Origin of the sequence: Jannaschia rubra, from assembly GCF_001403735.1 — a bacterium.
GTDB lineage: Bacteria > Pseudomonadota > Alphaproteobacteria > Rhodobacterales > Rhodobacteraceae > Jannaschia > Jannaschia rubra.
This window is the reverse complement of the sequence record NZ_CXPG01000012.1, coordinates 126,433-143,060: the sequence shown is the minus strand read 5'-3', so window position 1 is coordinate 143,060 and position 16,628 is coordinate 126,433. Positions and strand designations below refer to the sequence as shown.

Here is a 16,628-nt window from a genome sequence, read left to right as displayed (position 1 = left end):
CGCCCCGGCCTGTGGGCTTTGGGTCACGATTGGTGCCAGCGGGCGGAAAACCTCCGAAATAAACGCAGCTAGAAATCGTCTGAAATATTGCTCAGTACACAACATGTTGTGTGAAATACCTTAACTCACAGCCTTACCCACATCCTGTGGATAACAAAAGTGGGATGGAGTGTCACAAAGTGGCTTCTCATACCGCCGTGGACGTGGCATCAAGTTTCTACAGAGCACGGGGAGGCAAGAGGCGCAGACCTCAGACCCCTAAAACGAAGGCAGGTTACATACAGGCACCCCCCACAAGACGTCTCTGGATGAAGAAGGTCCGAAGCGCGCAGCGAGCAGCATCCCCCCAGGTGACCGCGCGACAAGGACGCCCGAAACAGCCCCCGACATGACGGGATCGCTGCGACGGGAACATAGGGCGGATCGGGTATTGGCAGACACCCGATCCGCCCGTTTCCGTTCCGGGGGACGGCAATCGAAACCGGCCGCACCGCGCGTCCGAAAGTCAGGAAACCGGGTTTGGAGCAGCGCTTCCGAGGCACCAGCACCCACAAGGTGGACGCGAAGGGCAGGGTCTCGATCCCCGCCGACTTCCGCCGCGTCCTCGACGCCTGCGATCCCGCGCGCGAAGCCGGAACGAACCCCCGCATGGTTCTCTGTTTCGGCGACGACCGCGTGCCCTACTACACCATCTACACCATGCAGGGCGCCATTGAGATGGGCGAGATGATCGACGACATGGACGAGGGCGACCCCGCCCGCGAGGCGCTGGAGGATTATTTCTACCTCAACGCCGACACCGTCACCATCGACGACAGCGGCCGCCTGATCCTGAACGCCGCGCTGCGCGACCGCATCGGCATCACCGACGCGGCGGTCTTCGGCGGCAAGGGCAAGACCTTCCGCATCCATTCGCCCGACGCCCCCACTTCCGCGACCAGCCGCCTGGGCCAGGTCCTCTCCGAGCTGCCCGAAGGCATGCCGATCACCTCGCTCCTGCCCAAGAAGCGCCGTGCCCCGGAATGAGGTGGGCCCGTGACTGAGTCCGCCGCGCCACACGTTCCCGTTCTTCTGGCCCCGATCCTCGAAAACGTGGCCCCCGTCAGGGGCTTGTGGTTGGATGGGACCATGGGCGCCGGGGGATACACCCGGGGGCTTCTGGAGGCGGGCGCGGACCGGGTGATCGGTCTCGACCGCGATCCGCTGGCCCACCGCATGGCGCAGGACTGGGCAGGGGAATATGCGGACGGGCGGGTCATCCTGGTGAAGGACGTGTTTTCCAACATGGACGCGGTGACGCCCGCGTCCGACGGCGTGGATGGCGTTGTGCTGGACCTCGGCGTCAGCTCGATGCAGCTCGACGTGCCCGACCGGGGGTTCAGCTTCATGCGCGACGGCCCCCTCGACATGCGGATGGGCGACAGCGGCCCGACCGCCGCCGACCTCGTGAACACGCTGGAGGAGGCCGCGCTGGCCGACATCCTGCACCGCTACGGAGAGGAGCGCGCCGCCCGCCGCATTGCCCGCGCCATCGTCCGCCGTCGCGCACAGGCGCCTTTCGCCACCACTCTCGACCTCGCCGGCACGGTCGCCGCCAACCTGCCGCGCCAGAAACCGGGGCAAAGCCATCCCGCGACGCGCAGCTTTCAGGCCATCCGCATCGCGGTGAACGACGAATTCGGCGAACTCGTCGGGGGCCTTCAGGCCGCCGAACGCGCGCTGCGCCCCGGCGGCTGGCTCGCCGTCGTCACCTTCCACTCGACCGAGGACCGCGCTGTCAAACGCTTCCTCGCCGACCGTGCCGACACCGGCGGCGGCGGCAGCCGCCATGCGCCCGCGCGCGAAACCCGCGACCCGGCCTTCACCGTTACCCACAGGGCCATCTCGCCCGCCGAGGCCGAGGTCGCCGCGAATCCCCGCGCCCGCTCCGCCCGCCTGCGCCTCGCCCGCCGCACCGACGCGCCCGCCGGCCCGGTGGACCGCCGCACCCTGGGTCTGCCCGACCCCGTCACGCTGGAGGGATAGCGGATGCGGACCGTCTTCTACGCCCTGTCGATCTGCCTCGTCGTGGCACTGGCCTTCTGGGCCTACGACGAAGGCTACCGCACCCGTGCGACGGAACGCGCCGTCGCCCGGCTGGAACGAACCATCGGCGCCCGCCATCAGGAACTGTCGATGCTCAAGGCCGAATGGGCCTATCTCAACCGTCCCGACCGCCTGCACGAACTGGCCGAGATGAACTTCGAGAGCCTGGGCCTCGTCCCCCTCGCGCCCGACCACTTCGCGCTGGCCGATCAGGTCAGCTTCGCGCCGCCGCCGCCGCCCGAGCCGCCCCGCAACCGCATCGCGGGCAAGGTGCTGGAGCGTCAGATCGGCGACGTCATCATCATGAACCACGTCTTCGGCGCCGAGGCCGAATCGCGCGTCATCGCCCCGCCCACGCTGGCCGACGACGGGGAGCAGTTGCCATGATCTTCCGCCGTCGCCGCACCCATGCCATCGACCCCTTCCGCCCCGTCACCCCCACCGTGCCGCGCCCCCGCGACGCGGCCCCGGCGGCGCCGCGCGCCAATCCCGAAAAGCTGCGCCTGCGCGCCGAACGCCGCCTCAAGTTCACCGCCGCCTGCTTTCTCGTGGGCTTCGCCGCCGTCGGCCTCAAGATGGGCGCCATCTCGGCGTCGGAGGCGCGGGAGCCTGCGACCGGCGGCCTCGCCGGGGCCGGCATCGTGTCGGAACGCGCGGACATCATCGACCGGCAGGGCCGCGTGCTCGCCACCAACGTCACGGCCACCGCGCTCTATGCCCAGCCGCATCTGATGGTCGATTCGGACGCCGCCGCCGAAGGTCTGGCCCGCGTCTTTCCCGACATGAACCCCGAGACCTGGAAGCGCCGCTTCAAGTCGGGGTCCAAGTTCTTCTGGCTCAAGGGAAACATCTCGCCCGAGCAGCAGCAGGCGATCCACGACCTGGGCGAGCCGGGGCTGCTGTTCGGCCAGCGCGAGATGCGCGTCTATCCCAACGGCCCGCTGGCCAGCCACGTCCTCGGCGGCGCGCGCTACGGCGAACAGGACGTGCGCGCGGCCGAGATCAAGGGCGTCGCCGGGGTCGAGGCGGTGTTCGACGACTACCTTGGCGACCCGGCCCGCGAGGGCGCGCCCCTGCGCCTGTCCGTCGACCTCTCGGTGCAGACCGCGATGGAGCGGGTGCTGCTCTCGGGCATGAAGCTGATGAACGCCAAGGGCGCGGCCGCCATCCTGATGGACATCCACACGGGCGAGATCGTGTCGATGGCCTCGCTGCCCGACTTCGACCCGAACGACCGGCCGCAGGTCCTGACGCAGGGCGACCGGGGCGACGATCCGCTGTTCAACCGTGCGGTGCAGGGCGTCTACGAACTCGGCTCCACCTTCAAGATCTTCGCCGCCGCGCAGTCGCTGGAACTGGGGCTGACCAACGCCGGCACGATGATCGACACGCGCGGGCCGCTGCGTCAGGGGCGCTTCCGCATCCGCGACTTCCACAACTACGGCAACCAGCTTTCGGTGACGGATGTCATCGTCAAATCGTCCAACATCGGCACGGCGCGCATGGCGCTCGACATCGGCGGCACCCGCCAGCAGGCGTTCCTGCGCTCGCTCGGCTTCTTCGAGGCCACCCCGGTGGAGCTGACCGAAGCGCCCGGCGCGCGGCCGCTGGTGCCCGCCCGCTGGCCCGACATCTCGACCATGACGATCAGCTATGGCCACGGTCTCTCTGCCTCGCCGCTGCATCTGGCGACGGCCTATGCGTCCCTCCTGAACGGCGGCACACGGGTCACGCCCACGCTGCTCGCGCGCGCCGCCCCGCCCGAACCCGGCCCCCGCATCGTGTCGGAGCGCGTCTCGGCCGAGGCGCGGCACATGCTGCGGCAGGTGGTGACGCGCGGCACCGCCTCGCTGGCCGAGGTGGAGGGCTACCAGATCGCGGGCAAGACCGGCACCGCCGACAAGCCCAGCCCGACGGGCGGCTACTATCGCGACAAGGTCATCACCACCTTCGCGGGCGTCTTCCCTGCCCAAGACCCGGAGTATGTCCTCGTCGTCTCGCTCGACGAACCGAGCATCCAGGCCGCGGGGGAGGAGCGTCGGACCGCCGGCTGGACCGCCGTTCCGGTGGCCTCCGAGGCGGTGCGCCGCATCGCGCCGCTCCTGGGTTTGCGCCCCGACTTCGACCCGGCGGCCGACAGCTTCGGGGCCTATCTGACACGGGCCGGGGCGGACAACTGACGGCGGGCGATGGACGCGACCGGCGCTGCGCGCTAGGGCGGGCGCGACCCTGCGGCGGCAGAATGCGGTGAAGGCGATGCAGAAGAAACTCTCCGAACTGGGCCTGCGCGGCTCGGGGGCCCCGGTCTCCGACCCCTGCGTGACGGGCCTTGCCGTCGACAACCGGCGGGTGCGGCCCGGCGACCTGTTCGCGGCGCTTCCCGGCACCGCGACCCACGGCGCGCGGTTTGCCGCCGATGCGCTGGACCGTGGTGCCGCGGCGGTGCTGACCGATCCGGCGGGCGCCGCGATGCTGCCCCCCGGCGCCCCCGTCGTGGTGGTCGAGGACGCGCGCGCCGCGCTGGCCTTTGCCGCCGCGCTCTGGGCCGGCGCCCAGCCCGAGATCATGGTCGCCGTCACCGGCACCAACGGCAAGACCAGCGTCGCCACCTTCGCCCGCCAGCTGTGGGAGGCGCTGGGACTGACCGCCGCCAACATCGGCACCACGGGCGTCGAAGGCGCGTTTCACGCCCCCGCCGGCCATACCACGCCGGAACCCATAGCCCTGCACGCCCTGCTGGCCGAGATGGCGGCCTTCGGCGTCACCCATGCGGCGATGGAGGCGTCGTCCCACGGGCTCGACCAGCGGCGGCTGGAGGCGGTGCGCCTGGCCGCGGCGGGCTTCACCAACCTGACGCAGGACCATCTCGACTATCATGGCACGATGGAGGCCTATTTCGACGCCAAGGCCGGGCTGTTCGACCGCCTGCTGCCGGGCGACGGAATCGCGGTCGTGAACCTCGACGACCCGCGCGGCCCCGACCTCGCCGCCGCCTGCGAAAGCCGCGGGCAGGAGGTGATCGGCGTCGGCCGGAACGATGCCGCGCGCCTGCAACTGACAGGCCAGCGGTTCGACGCGACCGGGCAGGACGTGCTGTTCCGCTGGCAGGGGCGCAGCCATACCGCGCGCCTCGACCTGATCGGCGGGTTCCAGGCGGCGAACGCCCTGCTGGCCGCCGGCCTCGTCATCGGCGGGGGAGAGGACCCGGAGGCCGTCTTCGCCGCCCTGCCGCGTCTTGCGGGCGTGCGCGGCCGGATGCAGCTTGCCGCGACCCGCGACGGGGGGGCGGCGGTCTTCGTCGATTACGCCCATACGCCCGACGCCGTGGCCACCGCGCTCCGGGCGCTGCGCCCGCACGTCATGGGCCGCATCGTCGCCATCGTGGGCGCGGGCGGCGACCGCGACCGGGGCAAACGCGCCCTGATGGGCCAGGCGGCGCGGGACCATGCCGACGTGGTGATCGTCACCGACGACAACCCCCGCACCGAAGACCCGGCCACGATCCGCGCCGCCGTCCTGCAGGGCGCGCCCGACGCCATCGAGATCGGCGACCGGGCCGAGGCCATCCTGCGCGGGGCGGGCCTGCTGCAGCCGGGCGACGCGCTGCTGGTGATGGGCAAGGGACACGAGAGCGGTCAGGTCGTTGGCGACATGATCCTGCCCTTCGACGATGTGGAGCAGGCGTCGATGTCGGTCGCGGCCCTCGAAGGGCGCGAGGCATGACGCTCTGGTCCGCCAGCGACGCCGCCGCGGCGATGGGGGGCCGGGCGCAGGGCGACTGGTCCGTCACCGGCCTCGGCATCGACAGCCGCGCCATCGGGGCGGGCCAGATGTTCGTGGCCCTGCGCGCCGCCCGCGACGGCCACGATTTCGTTCGCGCGGCGCTGGACGCAGGCGCCGGCGCGGCGCTGGTGGACCATGTGCCCGAAGGCTGCGCCGACGCGCCGCTCCTGATCGTGGACGACGTGCAGACCGCGCTGGAAGCGCTGGGCCGCGCAGGCCGTGCGCGCACGACGGCCCGCGTGATCGCGGTCACGGGCAGCGTCGGCAAGACCTCGACCAAGGAGATGCTGCGCCACGTCCTGTCCGCGCAGGGGCCGACCCACGCGGCGATCAAGTCCTACAACAACCATTGGGGCGTGCCGCTGACGCTGGCGGCCATTCCGCCCGATGCGGCCTTCGCCGTGGTCGAGATCGGGATGAACCATCCCGGCGAGATCGCACCCCTGGCCGCGCAGGCCGCCCCCGACGTGGCCATGGTCACGACCGTCGCGGCCGTGCACCTCGAGGCTTTCCCCGACGGCCTGCCCGGCATCGCGCGCGAGAAGGCCGCGATCTTCGGGGGCCTGCGCCCCGGCGGCACGGCGATCTGGAACGCGGACCTCGACGTCTCGGACATCCTGGCCGAGCGCGGCACGCTGTCCTTCGGTCAGGGCGCGGGCGCCGACTGGCGCCTGACCGGCGCGGTGCCGGGCGATGGCTGCACCGTCTGTTCCGCCGAGACGCCCATGGGGCCGATCATGTTCCGAGTCGGTGCCCCCGGCGCGCATTTTGCGATGAACGCGCTGGCGGTGCTGGCGGCTGTCCATGCGGCGGGCGGCGACGTGGGGCGCGCGGCGCTGGCCCTGGGCGGGTGGAGCCCGCCGGAGGGGCGCGGGCGGCGCCAAGCCGTGACGCTCGACCCCGACCGCGCACCGGTGGACCTGATCGACGATGCCTACAACGCGAACCCCGCCTCGGTGGGGGCCGCGCTCGACCTGCTGGCGGCGACCACGGTGCCGCGCCGTGCGCGCCGCATCGCCGTCCTCGGCGACATGAAGGAACTCGGGCCGACGGCGCCCGACCTGCACCGCGCGCTGGCCGCGCATCCGGCAATGGAGGCCATCGACACCGTGCATACCGTCGGGCCGCTGGCCCGCGCGCTGCACGATGCCTTGCCCGCCGACCGGCGCGGGCATCACGCCGAAGACGCGCCCGCCATGACCCCCCATCTGCGGCACATGGTGCGGCCGGGCGACGCGGTGCTGGTCAAGGGATCGTTGTCGATGAAGATGGCCACGCTGGTCGAGGGGCTGCGGGCCCTTGGGACGAACGGGCGGACGGAATAGGAACGCAAATGCTCTACTGGCTCTCGAAACTGTCCGACGGCGGCGACGTCTTCAACCTGTTTTCCTACATTACGGTCCGGGCGGGGGGGGCGTTCTTCACCGCGCTGATCTTCGGCTTCCTGTTCGGGCCGCCGCTCATCAACCTGCTGCGCCGCAGCCAGGGCCGGGGGCAGCCGATCCGCTCCGACGGGCCCGAGACGCATTTCGCCAAGGCCGGCACTCCCACCATGGGCGGCGTGCTGATCCTGGGTGCGGTGACGGTGGCGACGCTTCTGTTCGGGCGGCTCGACAACCCCTACGTCTGGCTGGTGCTGGGCGTCACCATCAGCTTCGGGGCCATCGGCTTCGTCGACGACTATGCCAAGATCAGCGCGGGCAACCACAAGGGCGTCCCGGGCCGCGTGCGCCTGCTGCTGGGGTTCGTGATCGCCGCGGTCGCGGGGGGGGTGATCCTCTGGGTGCAGCCGCAGGGGCTCGAAGCGCAGCTGGCCTTTCCCTTCTTCAAGAACGTGCTGCTCAACATGGGATATTTCTACATCCCCTTCGTGATGATCGTGATCGTGGGGTCGGCCAATGCGGTCAACCTGACCGACGGTCTGGACGGGCTGGCGATCATGCCGGTGATGATCGCGGCGGGCACGCTGGGGGTCATCGCCTATGCCGTGGGACGGACCGACTTCACCGACTATCTCGAGGTGCACTACGTCCCCGGCACCGGGGAATTGCTGATCTTCGCCGCCGGCCTGATCGGCGGGGGTTTGGGCTTCCTGTGGTACAACGCGCCGCCGGCGGCCGTCTTCATGGGCGACACCGGGTCGCTGGCGCTGGGCGGCGCACTGGGCACCATCGCGGTGGCCACCAAGCACGAACTGGTCTGGGCCATCATCGGCGGCCTGTTCGTGGTCGAGGCGCTGTCGGTCATCATCCAGGTCCTCTATTTCAAGCGCACCGGAAAACGCGTCTTCCTCATGGCCCCGATCCACCACCACTTCGAGAAGAAGGGCTGGGCCGAACCGCAGGTCGTCATCCGCTTCTGGATCATCGCCCTGATCCTGGCGCTGATCGGGCTGGCGACGTTGAAGGTGCGGTGATGGCGGTTCGCGGCACCTCTGACATGATCGCCGGGATGGCCCCGCGCCGTCGCTCCGGCACCTTCGTCTTCGCCACGTCGGACGATCCGTCGCTCGCGCGAGAGGCGCTGGCGACCGTGCGGGAGGACGAGGGGATGTCGCTCCTCCTGCCGGTCGACGTGGCGCTGGATGCGGGTCTGGACGTGACGATGCCGATGGCATGGCTCACGCTGACTGTGAACTCCGCGCTGGACGGCGTCGGGCTGACGGCGGCCGCGGCGACGGCGTTGGCGGAGGCAGGCATCGCCTGCAACGTCGTGGCGGGGCATCGCCACGACCACATCCTCGTGCCCGAGGCCGATGCCGGCCGCGCATTGCAGACGCTGCGCCTGCGCGCAGCGGCGGAGGCGCCCGATGCCTGAACGCCAACACCCCCTCACCCTCGGCACCCGCGCCGCGCGCTGGGGGGCGGTGGCCGTGGCAGTGGGACTAGCCATCATGGCGGTGCCGGTGGTGCAGGGGTATCGCGAGGGTCCGGGGGCGCCGGTGGAGGCGTCGTCCGCGTGGGAGGTCCTGCGGCAGATGGGGCGCGAGATGGCGGTGCGCGAATGATCCCCGTCCGGGGCTACGAGGGGGCCGGGGTCGCGGTCCTGGGCCTTGGGCGGTCGGGGCTGACGGCGGCGCGGGCCCTGCGCGCGGGCGGCGCGCTGGTCATCGTCTGGGACGACGGCGCGGCGGCCCGCGAGGCGGCGGCGGCCGAAGGGTTCGAGGTGCGCGACCCGACCGGGCCCGGCGCGCTGGACGACGTTGTCGTACTGGTGACGTCGCCGGGGATCCCGCACCTTTACCCCGCGCCGCATCCTGCGATCCGCGCGGCCTGGGATGCGGGAGTGGCCGTGGACAACGACATCGGCCTGTTCTTCCGTTCCCTGGGCGAGGACGCGCCGCGCACCGTGTGCATCACCGGGTCGAACGGCAAGTCGACAACCTCGGCGCTGCTCCACCACATCCTGACGCAGGCGGGGCGGTCCGCGCATCTGGCGGGCAACATCGGGCGCGGGGTGCTGGACCTCGACCCCATGGGGGCGGACGACGTGGTAGTGCTGGAGCTGAGCAGCTATCAGACCGAGCTTGCGCGCAGCCTGACGCCGGACATCGCCGTCTTCACCAACCTGTCGCCCGACCATCTGGACCGCCACGCGGGCGAGGGCGGGTATTTCGCCGCCAAGCGCCGGTTGTTCGCCGAAGGCGGGCCGGACCGTGCCGTGATCGGCGTGGACGAGGACGAGGGCCGGTTCCTCGCCAATCAGATGCAGGAGGCGCCGGGCGACGACCGGGTGATCCGCGTGTCGACCGGGCGGCTGGACGGGCCGGGCTGGCGGGTGACGGCGCGCAAGGGCTGGCTGGCCGAGACGCGCAAGGGGCGCCAGATCGCGTCGGTCGACCTGCGCGACGTGCCGGGCTTGCCGGGGCGGCACAACCATCAGAACGCCTGCGCCGCCTGGGCCGCGGCGCGCGCGCTGGGCCTGGGGCCGCGCGACATCGAGGCGGGGTTGCGGAGCTATCCCGGCCTGCCGCACCGCAGCCAGCGCGTGGCCGAGAGGGGTGGCGTGGTTTTCGTCAACGACAGCAAGGCGACCAACGTCGATGCCGCCGCGCAGGCGTTGCAGGCCTTCGACCGCATCCGCTGGATCTGCGGCGGGTTGCAGAAGGAGGGGGGCCTGGGCGACCTGCACCCCCATCTGGGCCGCGTGGTCCGCGCCTATGTCATCGGGCGCGAGGCGCAGGCCTTCGCGCTGGCGCTGGGGCCGGGGGTGGAGGCCGAGGTCTGCACCGACATGGCGACCGCCGTGGCGCGCGCGGCCGAGGACGCGCGGCCGGGCGAGACGGTCCTGCTGGCCCCGGCTGCGGCGAGCTTCGACCAATACGACAACTTCGAGCGGCGGGGCGACGATTTCGCCGCGCGGGTCGCGGCGCTCGACTGAACGGCGGGGCTGGACGCGGGGGCGTCGCGTGTCATCTTAGGCGCGAGACAATCAGGAGAGAGACCATGCCCCTATCCGAGATCCAGACCGAGGACGAGGTCTTCGCCGCCGAGGGCGAGGTCGGCATCGGCGCCGTCCGCGAGGTGACGCCCCGGCTTCTGACCGTCTATTTCGAAGGCTACGGCGACGTGGAGATCGGGCCGGAGCAGATCGTCTCGGCCCACGACGGCAAGGTGATCGTGGACCCCGCCATGCTGCCGCAGGACCTTCAGGATCGGCTGGCCGGCATCCACGACGGCGAATACCGCCGCCCGTCGGCGACCTAGGCCGGGGGCGCGAGATCGGGGATGGGATCGCCCTGGCCCTTGCCGTTCGGATAGACGAGGCCTGCCGAGATCACGAGCTTGGCCGCATCCTCGACCGACATGTCGAGCATCACCACGTCGTCGGCGGGAACGAACAGCAGGAACCCCGAGGTGGGGTTCGGCGTGGTGGGCAGAAAGACCGAGAGCATCGGAGACTCCGCCCGGCGCGCGATCTCGCCCCGCGCGGCGGTCGAGACGAAGCCGATGGCCCAGATGCCCCGGCGCGGGTATTCCACGAGGCAGGCCTGCTCGAAGGACGACTGGTCCTGCGCGAGGATGGTCTCGGCGATCTGCTTGAGGCCGCCGTAGACCGACCGCACGATCGGCATGGTCTGCACCAGGTTTTCCGCATAGCGCAGGATCGACCGGCCGATGAGCCCCTTGGCGGCCCAGCCCACCAGCAGCGTGAAGACGAGGAAGAACGCCACCCCGATGCCCCGGATGTCGAGGTCGATGTCGAAGTGCCGCAGAAGCAGGATGTCGGGGCGATAGGCGACCGGGACGAAGGGCAGGACCCAGCTGTCGATCCAGCCGATGACCGACCAGATCAGCCAGAACGTGAGGCCGATGGGCGCGATGACGATGAGGCCGGTGAGGAAGCTGTTGCGCAGGCGCGCGAACGGGCGGGGCCGGCTGTGGCGCGGGGGCGTTTCATCGCCAAGGTTCATGGATCAGGTCCCGTCAGGTTCGCTTCGACATAGTCGCCGCGCGACGCCGGGACAAGCGGAGCGCCTTGGGGTGTCAATAGGTATCGCCCGACACATAGGTCGCCGCCGCGTCGAGCGCGCGGTCGAGCGCGGCCTGCGGACCCGCGCCCGCCACCTCGGCCGCGATGTGGGCGGCCATGAAGGTGTCGCCCGCGCCGGTCACGCGCGTCACCATCACCGGCCGGGGGTCGCGCGCGACGATGCCGCCGGAATGGGCGCAGGCGGCGCGGCGGGGCCCGTCGGTGACGACCGCCCGGTGCAGCCCCCGCGCGCGGAGCGCCTGCGCCGCCGTGGGCGCGTCGGGCTGCGGCGCATGGAGGAGGAGGCCCGCTTCCTCCAGGTTGACGTAGAGCGTGGTGGAGGCGTGGGTGAGGAAGGGCATCAGCCGGTCGGCCTTGCCCGGCGAGGCGGGCGCCACGCGCAGGTCGGCGCCGGCGAAGCGGTCGTCGCCCGCGATGCGCGCCAGCAGGTCGCGCGTGAGGTTCCCGTCGAGCGCGATCGGCCCGGCGAAGCCCCGCAGCGGGCCGTCGAGGGGGGCGAGGATCTTGTCGCCCACACGTTCCAGCGAATGGGCGTCGGCGATGGCGGCGATGAGGCCGTTCGCGCCCTCGACGGCCATGTAGACGTCGGTGGGCAGGTCCTCGGAGCGGTAGAGCGTGTCGGTGATGAGGTTCAGGCGGTCGAGTGCGGCGACGAGGGTGTCGCCCTCCTCGTCCCGGCCGACGACTGACAGGAGCGCGGGCGTCATGCCGTAGGCGCGCGCCGCCATGGCGATGTTGAGCGCGACGCCCCCCGGCAGCCGGGTGATGCGCCCGCCCACGTCGGAGCCGCGTTCCATGTGGACGGAGGACCGGCCGATGATGTCCCAGAGGACCGAACCGATGCAGAGGATGTCGGGTGTCGCATGTGCCATGCCACAGGTCATGCCCCGGCCGCCGCGCGCCGTCCAGTGGGGCGGCGTCAGGGGGGCGACCGGGGCGGTCGGTCTCGGGTGGGTAAAGAAGCCGGAAATCGGCCGCGTTCCGAAGAACGGATGGTTGCCCCCCGGGGGCGGGGGGTCGTCTGACCCCCGGGGTCGCCCCCGAAGGTTGGTGCCGGCGGGCCAGACAGCCCATCTTTCCGGTGATGGGGGCGGGTCCGCGGACCGTCACATCCGCGAATCGCCTCCGTTGCGCGCAAGACAGGGTATCGGGTGGAGCGGTTAAGCGTCGGTTAATCGGCGGGGAGCTTCCAGCGCGCCTCGTTCGCCTCGATCGCGGCGATGCGTTCCTCGGTGCGGGGATGGCTGAGGAGCCAGGCGGGCGTGCCTTGCCCGCCTGCGCCGGTAAGGCGCCCGAGCTTGGTGAACATGGACTTCTGCGGCCCGGTGCCGATGCCCGCCTTGACAAGAAGGGCGCTGGCGTAGGCGTCGGCCTCGTATTCGTCCTGCCGGGACAGGCGCGCGGTAATCACGCTTGCCACGGCGTTGGCGATCAGCGGGCCGATGCCCGGGATGAAGCGACCCAGGACGCCCATCAGCACCACGCGGATCGCGTTCTGCCCCGAGAAGTCGATCAGCCGCCGCCGCGAATGACCAAGGGCCACGTGCCCCAGTTCATGCGCGACGACGCTGGCGAGTTCCGCGGCCGTCACCTCGCCCGACTGGTATTTCCGCAGGAAGCCGCGGGTGATGAAGATGCGGCCGTCGGGGGCGGCGAGGCCGTTCACAGGCTCCACCTCGTGCACGTTCACGCGGATGCGGTCGAGGTCGAGGACGTCGGCCATGCGCGCCATCTCGGCCTCCAGCCCCGGGTCGGACAGAGGGGTGGAGGTCGCGTCCATCTGGCGCTTCAGCCGCCATGCCGAGAACAGCCACATCACGAGGCCGTAGCCGATGGCGAGAAGGAGGATGGGCAGCTTTATCATGGCTATGAATATGGGGGCGGGGCCCGGGGAAGGGAACAGGCATCGCCCGCGACCCGTTGGCCTGCAACGAGGGAGGACCGACGATGCCGGGCTGGGCCACACATCTGATCGACGCGGCGGTCATGGTGCCGTTCATGATCCTCTGCGTGCGGCTGGCGGGGCTGCGCGCGTTTTCCAAGATGTCGTCCTATGACTTCGCGGTCACGGTGTCCTTCGGGTCGGTGCTGGCGGGAACGGTGCTGAACCCCGACACGGCGCTGTGGCACGGGCTGATGGCGATGGCGTCGCTGTTCGCGGTGCAATGGGTGATCGGCCTGATGCGCGAACGCTGGTCGGCGGTGCAGGAACTGACCGACAACAACCCGATCCTGTTGATGAAGGACGGCAAGGTACTGGAGGGGAACATGGCGAGCGCCCATATCACCCGGTCGGAACTGTCGGCCAAGCTGCGCGAGGCGAACGTGCTTCACCTAACGGAGGTGCGCGCCGTGGTGCTGGAGACGACGGGCGACGTGAGCGTCCTGCACGGCAAGTCGCTCGACGACGATCTGTTGGACGGCGTGCGGCCCGGCAACCTGAACACGCCCCGCGTGGATGCGGAGCCGCTGCGCCCGGACGCCTAGCGGGTCAGCAGCTTCATGCCCCGCGTCAGCCCGTCGAGCGTCATGGGAACCATGCGGTCCTCGAAGATCTCGCGGATCATGGCGACGGAATGGGTGTGGCCCCACTGGTTGCGCGGCAGGGGGTTGATCCAGAGGTTCGAGGCCCATTTCTCGCGCGCGCGGGTCAGCCAGACCTGCCCGGCCTCGGCATTCCAGTGTTCGTTGGCGCCGCCGGCATAGGCGATCTCATAGGGGGACATGGCGGCGTCGCCCACGAAGATCGCGCGATAGTCGGGGCCGTAGGTGTTGAGCACCTCGGTGGTGGGGGTCACGGCGTCCCAGCGGCGGCGGTTGTCCTTCCAGACGCCTTCGTAAAGGCAGTTGTGGAAGTAGAAATGCTCCAGCGTGCGGAACTCGGCCCGGGCGGCGGAGAACAGCTCCTCCACCACGCGGACGTGGGGGTCCATGCTGCCGCCGACGTCGAGAAAGAGGAGCACCTTCACCGCGTTGCGCCGCTCGGGCCGGGTCCGCACGTCGAGGTAGCCCGCCCGCGCGGTGGAGCGGATCGTGCCGTCGAGGTCCAACTCCTCCGCCGCGCCGTCGCGGGCCCAGGCGCGCAGGCGCTTGAGGGCCACCTTGATGTTGCGCGTGCCCAGCTCGACGTCGTCGTCGAGGTTGCGGAACTCGCGCCTGTCCCAGACCTTGACGGCGCGCCGGTGGCGGCTTTCGTCCTGGCCGATGCGGACGCCCTCGGGGTTGTAGCCGTAGGCGCCGAAGGGCGAGGTGCCGGCCGTGCCGATCCATTTCGAGCCGCCCTGGTGGCGGCCCTGCTGTTCCTTCAGCCGCTCGCGCAGCGTCTGCATCAGCCTGTCGAAGCCGCCGAGCGCCTCGACCTCGGCGCGTTCCTCGGGGGTGAGGTGCTTCTCGGCCTGTTTCTCCAGCCAGTCGGCGGGCAGGTCGAGGGCGTTCAGCACGTCCTGCGTCGAGAGGGATTCGAGTCCGCCGAAGGCCTGGGCGAAGGCCCGGTCGAAGCGGTCGATGTGGCGTTCGTCCTTCACCAGCGCGGTGCGGGCGAGATAGTAGAAGCCGTCGACATCGAAGGTGACGATGCCTGCCGCCATGCCGTCGAGGAAGGCCAGGTGTTCGCGCAGCGAGACGGGGACGCCCGCGCGCCGAAGGGCGTCGAAGAAGGGCAGGAACACCTAGAGCCGGGCCAGCACGATCAGGGCGAGAAGGCCCAGAAGCCCCCCGATGATCGCCCAGACCGCGGCCCATTGCGCCATGTCGAACCCGTTGCCCTTGCGGCGGCGGGCGGTGAGGGCACCGAATACGGCGCCCAGGATGGCGGTGACGAGCGGCAACATGGGCGCTGCTTACGCCGCGGGGCGCAGGCCCGCAACCTCGGCCGCGCGGATGGCGAGGATGCGGTCGCCCCAGGCGTAGCGACCCCAGGCCAGCCCCTCGCGTCGGATGAGGGCGGCGTCGGCATCGGCGCCGGTCATCCGCGCAGCCTCGGCCCGCAACAGGAGGAGCGTGGCGAGGAGCGAGGCGTTCTGCGCGGCATCGGCGGCGGGAATGGCGCCGTCGAGGATGTCGAGCGCCATGTCCACCTGCCCCGTCGAGAGGGCGAAGGCCGCGAGTTGCAACCCGACCTGCGCGGAATGGATGCTGTCGCGGCCCGTCATCCGCCGATAGAGCGTATGTGCCTGAAGGAAGGCCGCAAGCGCCAGGTCGCCGTCGAGCGACAGCGCCGCGCGCCCCAGCGCCAGTTGCGAATAGGCCAGCCGTTCGTCGCCCCAGCCCGCCGCCTGCGCCAGCGCCACGGCGCTGCGGGCCTGCGCCAATCGGGAGGCATCGGACCCGCGGGGGTCGAGCGCGCCCTGCAGCGCGGCGGTCCAGGCGGTGGTCGCCTCCGGCACGGCGCCGCGGTCGGGGGTACGGCCGCGCGGATTGATGCGGGCGAGGATGCCCGGAAGCGCCGCCGCGACCTGTTCCCGCGTCATGCCGGAGGCGAGCGCGGGGTCGTAGGTCGCGCGCAGCAGCAGCATGTCGTATGGCGTCAGGACGACGTGCATGTTGTCGTCGTTGAAGGCCGACCAGGGCAGGCGATAGAGATCGTTCAGGGGGCCGATCGCCTGACCGATCTCCTCGTGCAGGCAGTCGCGGATCTCCTGCGGGCTGACGTCGGCGGGCAGGAAGACGCTGGCGCGGGTGCGCGTGGTCAGGGTCGTCCAGTCGATCGCCGGACCGAAGCGCCTGGAGAGGTATTCCTGCCAGCCCGTCACGCGCGGAACGACGAAACAGGCGGCGCCGGGGACATGGCGTTGCAGCGCGGCGCGGGGCACGGCCGACACGGTGATCGACCCCATCTCGCCCGGTCCGGCACGGGCGATGTCGATGCCCGCCTCGGACCGCAGGCGCGCCAGCAGGTCGTCGAGGTCCGGTTGCAGCGAGGGCGGCAGGGGCGCGCCGCTGGCGTTCTCCACCGAGACGGTGATCGGGCCTTCGTAGCGGGTGAAGACCGGAAGCTGCCGCCCGGTTTCGAGCTGGAACGTCAGCGACATGAAGTCGCGCGCCACCTGCGCGTTCGATTGCACCGGCACGGCCATGGCGGGCGGCCCGGCGAAGCGCCGCGCGGGCGGCAGCGCGTCGATCACGCCGGCCACGGTCGCGCGGCTGGCCTGCGGCGCGGTGCCCTGGGGCGCGCAGGCGGCGAGCGCCATGACGGCGAAGGCGGCGAGGGGGCGCAGCATCAGGCGGAGCGCGCCGCGCGGTCGCAGGCCGTCACGGCCCGCAGGTCG

The 16,628-nt window shown here is 71.0% G+C and carries 18 protein-coding genes; 12 read left to right on the top strand and 6 right to left on the bottom strand.

Features of this window, described 5'->3' with window-relative positions:
- Positions 1-519: 519 nt before the first annotated feature.
- From JAN5088_RS03810 to JAN5088_RS03760, 11 genes are all read left to right on the top strand, one after another.
- Positions 520-1,026: a division/cell wall cluster transcriptional repressor MraZ gene (locus tag JAN5088_RS03810; protein WP_055681479.1), complete on the top strand. Its 507-nt coding sequence runs from the start codon at positions 520-522 to the stop codon at positions 1,024-1,026.
- Between the two features lie 9 nt (positions 1,027-1,035).
- A complete protein-coding gene (gene rsmH, locus JAN5088_RS03805) occupies positions 1,036-2,025 on the top strand; it encodes a 16S rRNA (cytosine(1402)-N(4))-methyltransferase RsmH (protein ID WP_055681478.1) in 990 nt (329 codons plus the stop codon).
- Positions 2,026-2,028: 3 nt separating this feature from the next.
- Entirely contained in the window at positions 2,029-2,472 is a 444-nt protein-coding gene (gene ftsL / locus JAN5088_RS03800; protein ID WP_074962601.1) for a cell division protein FtsL, read from the top strand.
- Positions 2,469-4,265, top strand: coding sequence for a peptidoglycan D,D-transpeptidase FtsI family protein (locus JAN5088_RS03795; protein ID WP_055681477.1), 1,797 nt, complete (start codon positions 2,469-2,471; stop codon positions 4,263-4,265). The genes ftsL and JAN5088_RS03795 overlap by 4 nt, the downstream gene beginning before the upstream one ends.
- Before the next feature lie 76 nt (positions 4,266-4,341).
- Complete coding sequence (locus JAN5088_RS03790; RefSeq protein ID WP_055681679.1) at positions 4,342-5,808, top strand: UDP-N-acetylmuramoyl-L-alanyl-D-glutamate--2,6-diaminopimelate ligase; 1,467 nt, start codon at positions 4,342-4,344, stop codon at positions 5,806-5,808.
- A complete protein-coding gene (locus tag JAN5088_RS03785; RefSeq protein ID WP_055681476.1) occupies positions 5,805-7,193 on the top strand; it encodes a UDP-N-acetylmuramoyl-tripeptide--D-alanyl-D-alanine ligase in 1,389 nt (462 codons plus the stop codon). The genes JAN5088_RS03790 and JAN5088_RS03785 overlap by 4 nt, the downstream gene beginning before the upstream one ends.
- Before the next feature lie 8 nt (positions 7,194-7,201).
- On the top strand, positions 7,202-8,284 hold the full coding sequence (gene mraY / locus JAN5088_RS03780) for a phospho-N-acetylmuramoyl-pentapeptide-transferase (protein ID WP_055681475.1): 1,083 nt from the start codon (positions 7,202-7,204) through the stop codon (positions 8,282-8,284).
- A complete protein-coding gene (locus tag JAN5088_RS03775) occupies positions 8,284-8,685 on the top strand; it encodes an ACT domain-containing protein (RefSeq protein ID WP_055681474.1) in 402 nt (133 codons plus the stop codon). Before mraY ends, JAN5088_RS03775 begins: the two co-directional genes overlap by 1 nt.
- A complete protein-coding gene (locus JAN5088_RS03770; RefSeq protein WP_055681473.1) occupies positions 8,678-8,875 on the top strand; it encodes a hypothetical protein in 198 nt (65 codons plus the stop codon). Before JAN5088_RS03775 ends, JAN5088_RS03770 begins: the two co-directional genes overlap by 8 nt.
- Complete coding sequence (gene murD, locus JAN5088_RS03765) at positions 8,872-10,248, top strand: UDP-N-acetylmuramoyl-L-alanine--D-glutamate ligase (protein ID WP_055681472.1); 1,377 nt, start codon at positions 8,872-8,874, stop codon at positions 10,246-10,248. The genes JAN5088_RS03770 and murD overlap by 4 nt, the downstream gene beginning before the upstream one ends.
- A gap of 65 nt (positions 10,249-10,313) precedes the next feature.
- Positions 10,314-10,574, top strand: a complete 261-nt coding sequence (locus JAN5088_RS03760; RefSeq protein ID WP_055681471.1) for a hypothetical protein — start codon at positions 10,314-10,316, stop codon at positions 10,572-10,574.
- Here JAN5088_RS03760 and JAN5088_RS03755 read toward each other — a convergent pair.
- From JAN5088_RS03755 to JAN5088_RS03745, 3 genes are all read right to left on the bottom strand, one after another.
- Positions 10,571-11,281 (bottom strand): DUF502 domain-containing protein, encoded by a 711-nt coding sequence (locus JAN5088_RS03755; protein WP_055681470.1) that lies wholly within the window; start codon positions 11,279-11,281, stop codon positions 10,571-10,573. The genes JAN5088_RS03760 and JAN5088_RS03755 overlap by 4 nt on opposite strands.
- A 73-nt stretch (positions 11,282-11,354) precedes the next feature.
- Entirely contained in the window at positions 11,355-12,233 is an 879-nt protein-coding gene (locus tag JAN5088_RS03750; RefSeq protein WP_233489708.1) for a PfkB family carbohydrate kinase, read from the bottom strand.
- A gap of 299 nt (positions 12,234-12,532) precedes the next feature.
- The gene (locus JAN5088_RS03745) at positions 12,533-13,225 is read right to left on the bottom strand and encodes a M48 family metallopeptidase (protein ID WP_055681468.1); all 693 of its coding nucleotides are present in this window, start codon (positions 13,223-13,225) and stop codon (positions 12,533-12,535) included.
- Positions 13,226-13,308: 83 nt separating this feature from the next.
- Here JAN5088_RS03745 and JAN5088_RS03740 point away from each other — a divergent pair, with 83 nt between their 5' ends.
- Positions 13,309-13,848: a DUF421 domain-containing protein gene (locus tag JAN5088_RS03740; protein ID WP_055681467.1), complete on the top strand. Its 540-nt coding sequence runs from the start codon at positions 13,309-13,311 to the stop codon at positions 13,846-13,848.
- On the opposite strand, the gene JAN5088_RS03735 is transcribed toward JAN5088_RS03740, so the two are convergent.
- The 3 genes from JAN5088_RS03735 to JAN5088_RS03730 are packed head-to-tail and all read right to left on the bottom strand — an operon-like array spanning position 13,845 to position 16,580.
- Positions 13,845-15,029, bottom strand: coding sequence for a vWA domain-containing protein (locus tag JAN5088_RS03735; RefSeq protein ID WP_055681466.1), 1,185 nt, complete (start codon positions 15,027-15,029; stop codon positions 13,845-13,847). The genes JAN5088_RS03740 and JAN5088_RS03735 overlap by 4 nt on opposite strands.
- Entirely contained in the window at positions 15,030-15,191 is a 162-nt protein-coding gene (locus JAN5088_RS19040) for a hypothetical protein (protein WP_177220067.1), read from the bottom strand.
- 9 nt (positions 15,192-15,200) lie between these two features.
- Positions 15,201-16,580: a DUF2927 domain-containing protein gene (locus tag JAN5088_RS03730; RefSeq protein ID WP_055681465.1), complete on the bottom strand. Its 1,380-nt coding sequence runs from the start codon at positions 16,578-16,580 to the stop codon at positions 15,201-15,203.
- Positions 16,581-16,628 lie beyond the last annotated feature (48 nt).

Excerpts from the sequence above, each read along its gene's own strand:
- ftsL (WP_074962601.1), top strand. The coding sequence starts at position 2,029 with ATGCGGACCGTCTTCTACGCCCTGTCGATCTGCCTCGTCGTGGCACTG.
- JAN5088_RS03795 (WP_055681477.1), top strand. The coding sequence starts at position 2,469 with ATGATCTTCCGCCGTCGCCGCACCCATGCCATCGACCCCTTCCGCCCC.
- JAN5088_RS03790 (WP_055681679.1), top strand. The coding sequence starts at position 4,342 with ATGCAGAAGAAACTCTCCGAACTGGGCCTGCGCGGCTCGGGGGCCCCG.
- JAN5088_RS03785 (WP_055681476.1), top strand. The coding sequence starts at position 5,805 with ATGACGCTCTGGTCCGCCAGCGACGCCGCCGCGGCGATGGGGGGCCGG.
- mraY (WP_055681475.1), top strand. The coding sequence starts at position 7,202 with ATGCTCTACTGGCTCTCGAAACTGTCCGACGGCGGCGACGTCTTCAAC.
- JAN5088_RS03775 (WP_055681474.1), top strand. The coding sequence starts at position 8,284 with ATGGCGGTTCGCGGCACCTCTGACATGATCGCCGGGATGGCCCCGCGC.
- JAN5088_RS03770 (WP_055681473.1), top strand. The coding sequence starts at position 8,678 with ATGCCTGAACGCCAACACCCCCTCACCCTCGGCACCCGCGCCGCGCGC.
- murD (WP_055681472.1), top strand. The coding sequence starts at position 8,872 with ATGATCCCCGTCCGGGGCTACGAGGGGGCCGGGGTCGCGGTCCTGGGC.
- JAN5088_RS03760 (WP_055681471.1), top strand. The coding sequence starts at position 10,314 with ATGCCCCTATCCGAGATCCAGACCGAGGACGAGGTCTTCGCCGCCGAG.
- JAN5088_RS03755 (WP_055681470.1), bottom strand. The coding sequence starts at position 11,281 with ATGAACCTTGGCGATGAAACGCCCCCGCGCCACAGCCGGCCCCGCCCG.
- JAN5088_RS03750 (WP_233489708.1), bottom strand. The coding sequence starts at position 12,233 with ATGGCACATGCGACACCCGACATCCTCTGCATCGGTTCGGTCCTCTGG.
- JAN5088_RS03745 (WP_055681468.1), bottom strand. The coding sequence starts at position 13,225 with ATGATAAAGCTGCCCATCCTCCTTCTCGCCATCGGCTACGGCCTCGTG.
- JAN5088_RS03740 (WP_055681467.1), top strand. The coding sequence starts at position 13,309 with ATGCCGGGCTGGGCCACACATCTGATCGACGCGGCGGTCATGGTGCCG.
- JAN5088_RS19040 (WP_177220067.1), bottom strand. The coding sequence starts at position 15,191 with ATGTTGCCGCTCGTCACCGCCATCCTGGGCGCCGTATTCGGTGCCCTC.
- JAN5088_RS03730 (WP_055681465.1), bottom strand. The coding sequence starts at position 16,580 with ATGCTGCGCCCCCTCGCCGCCTTCGCCGTCATGGCGCTCGCCGCCTGC.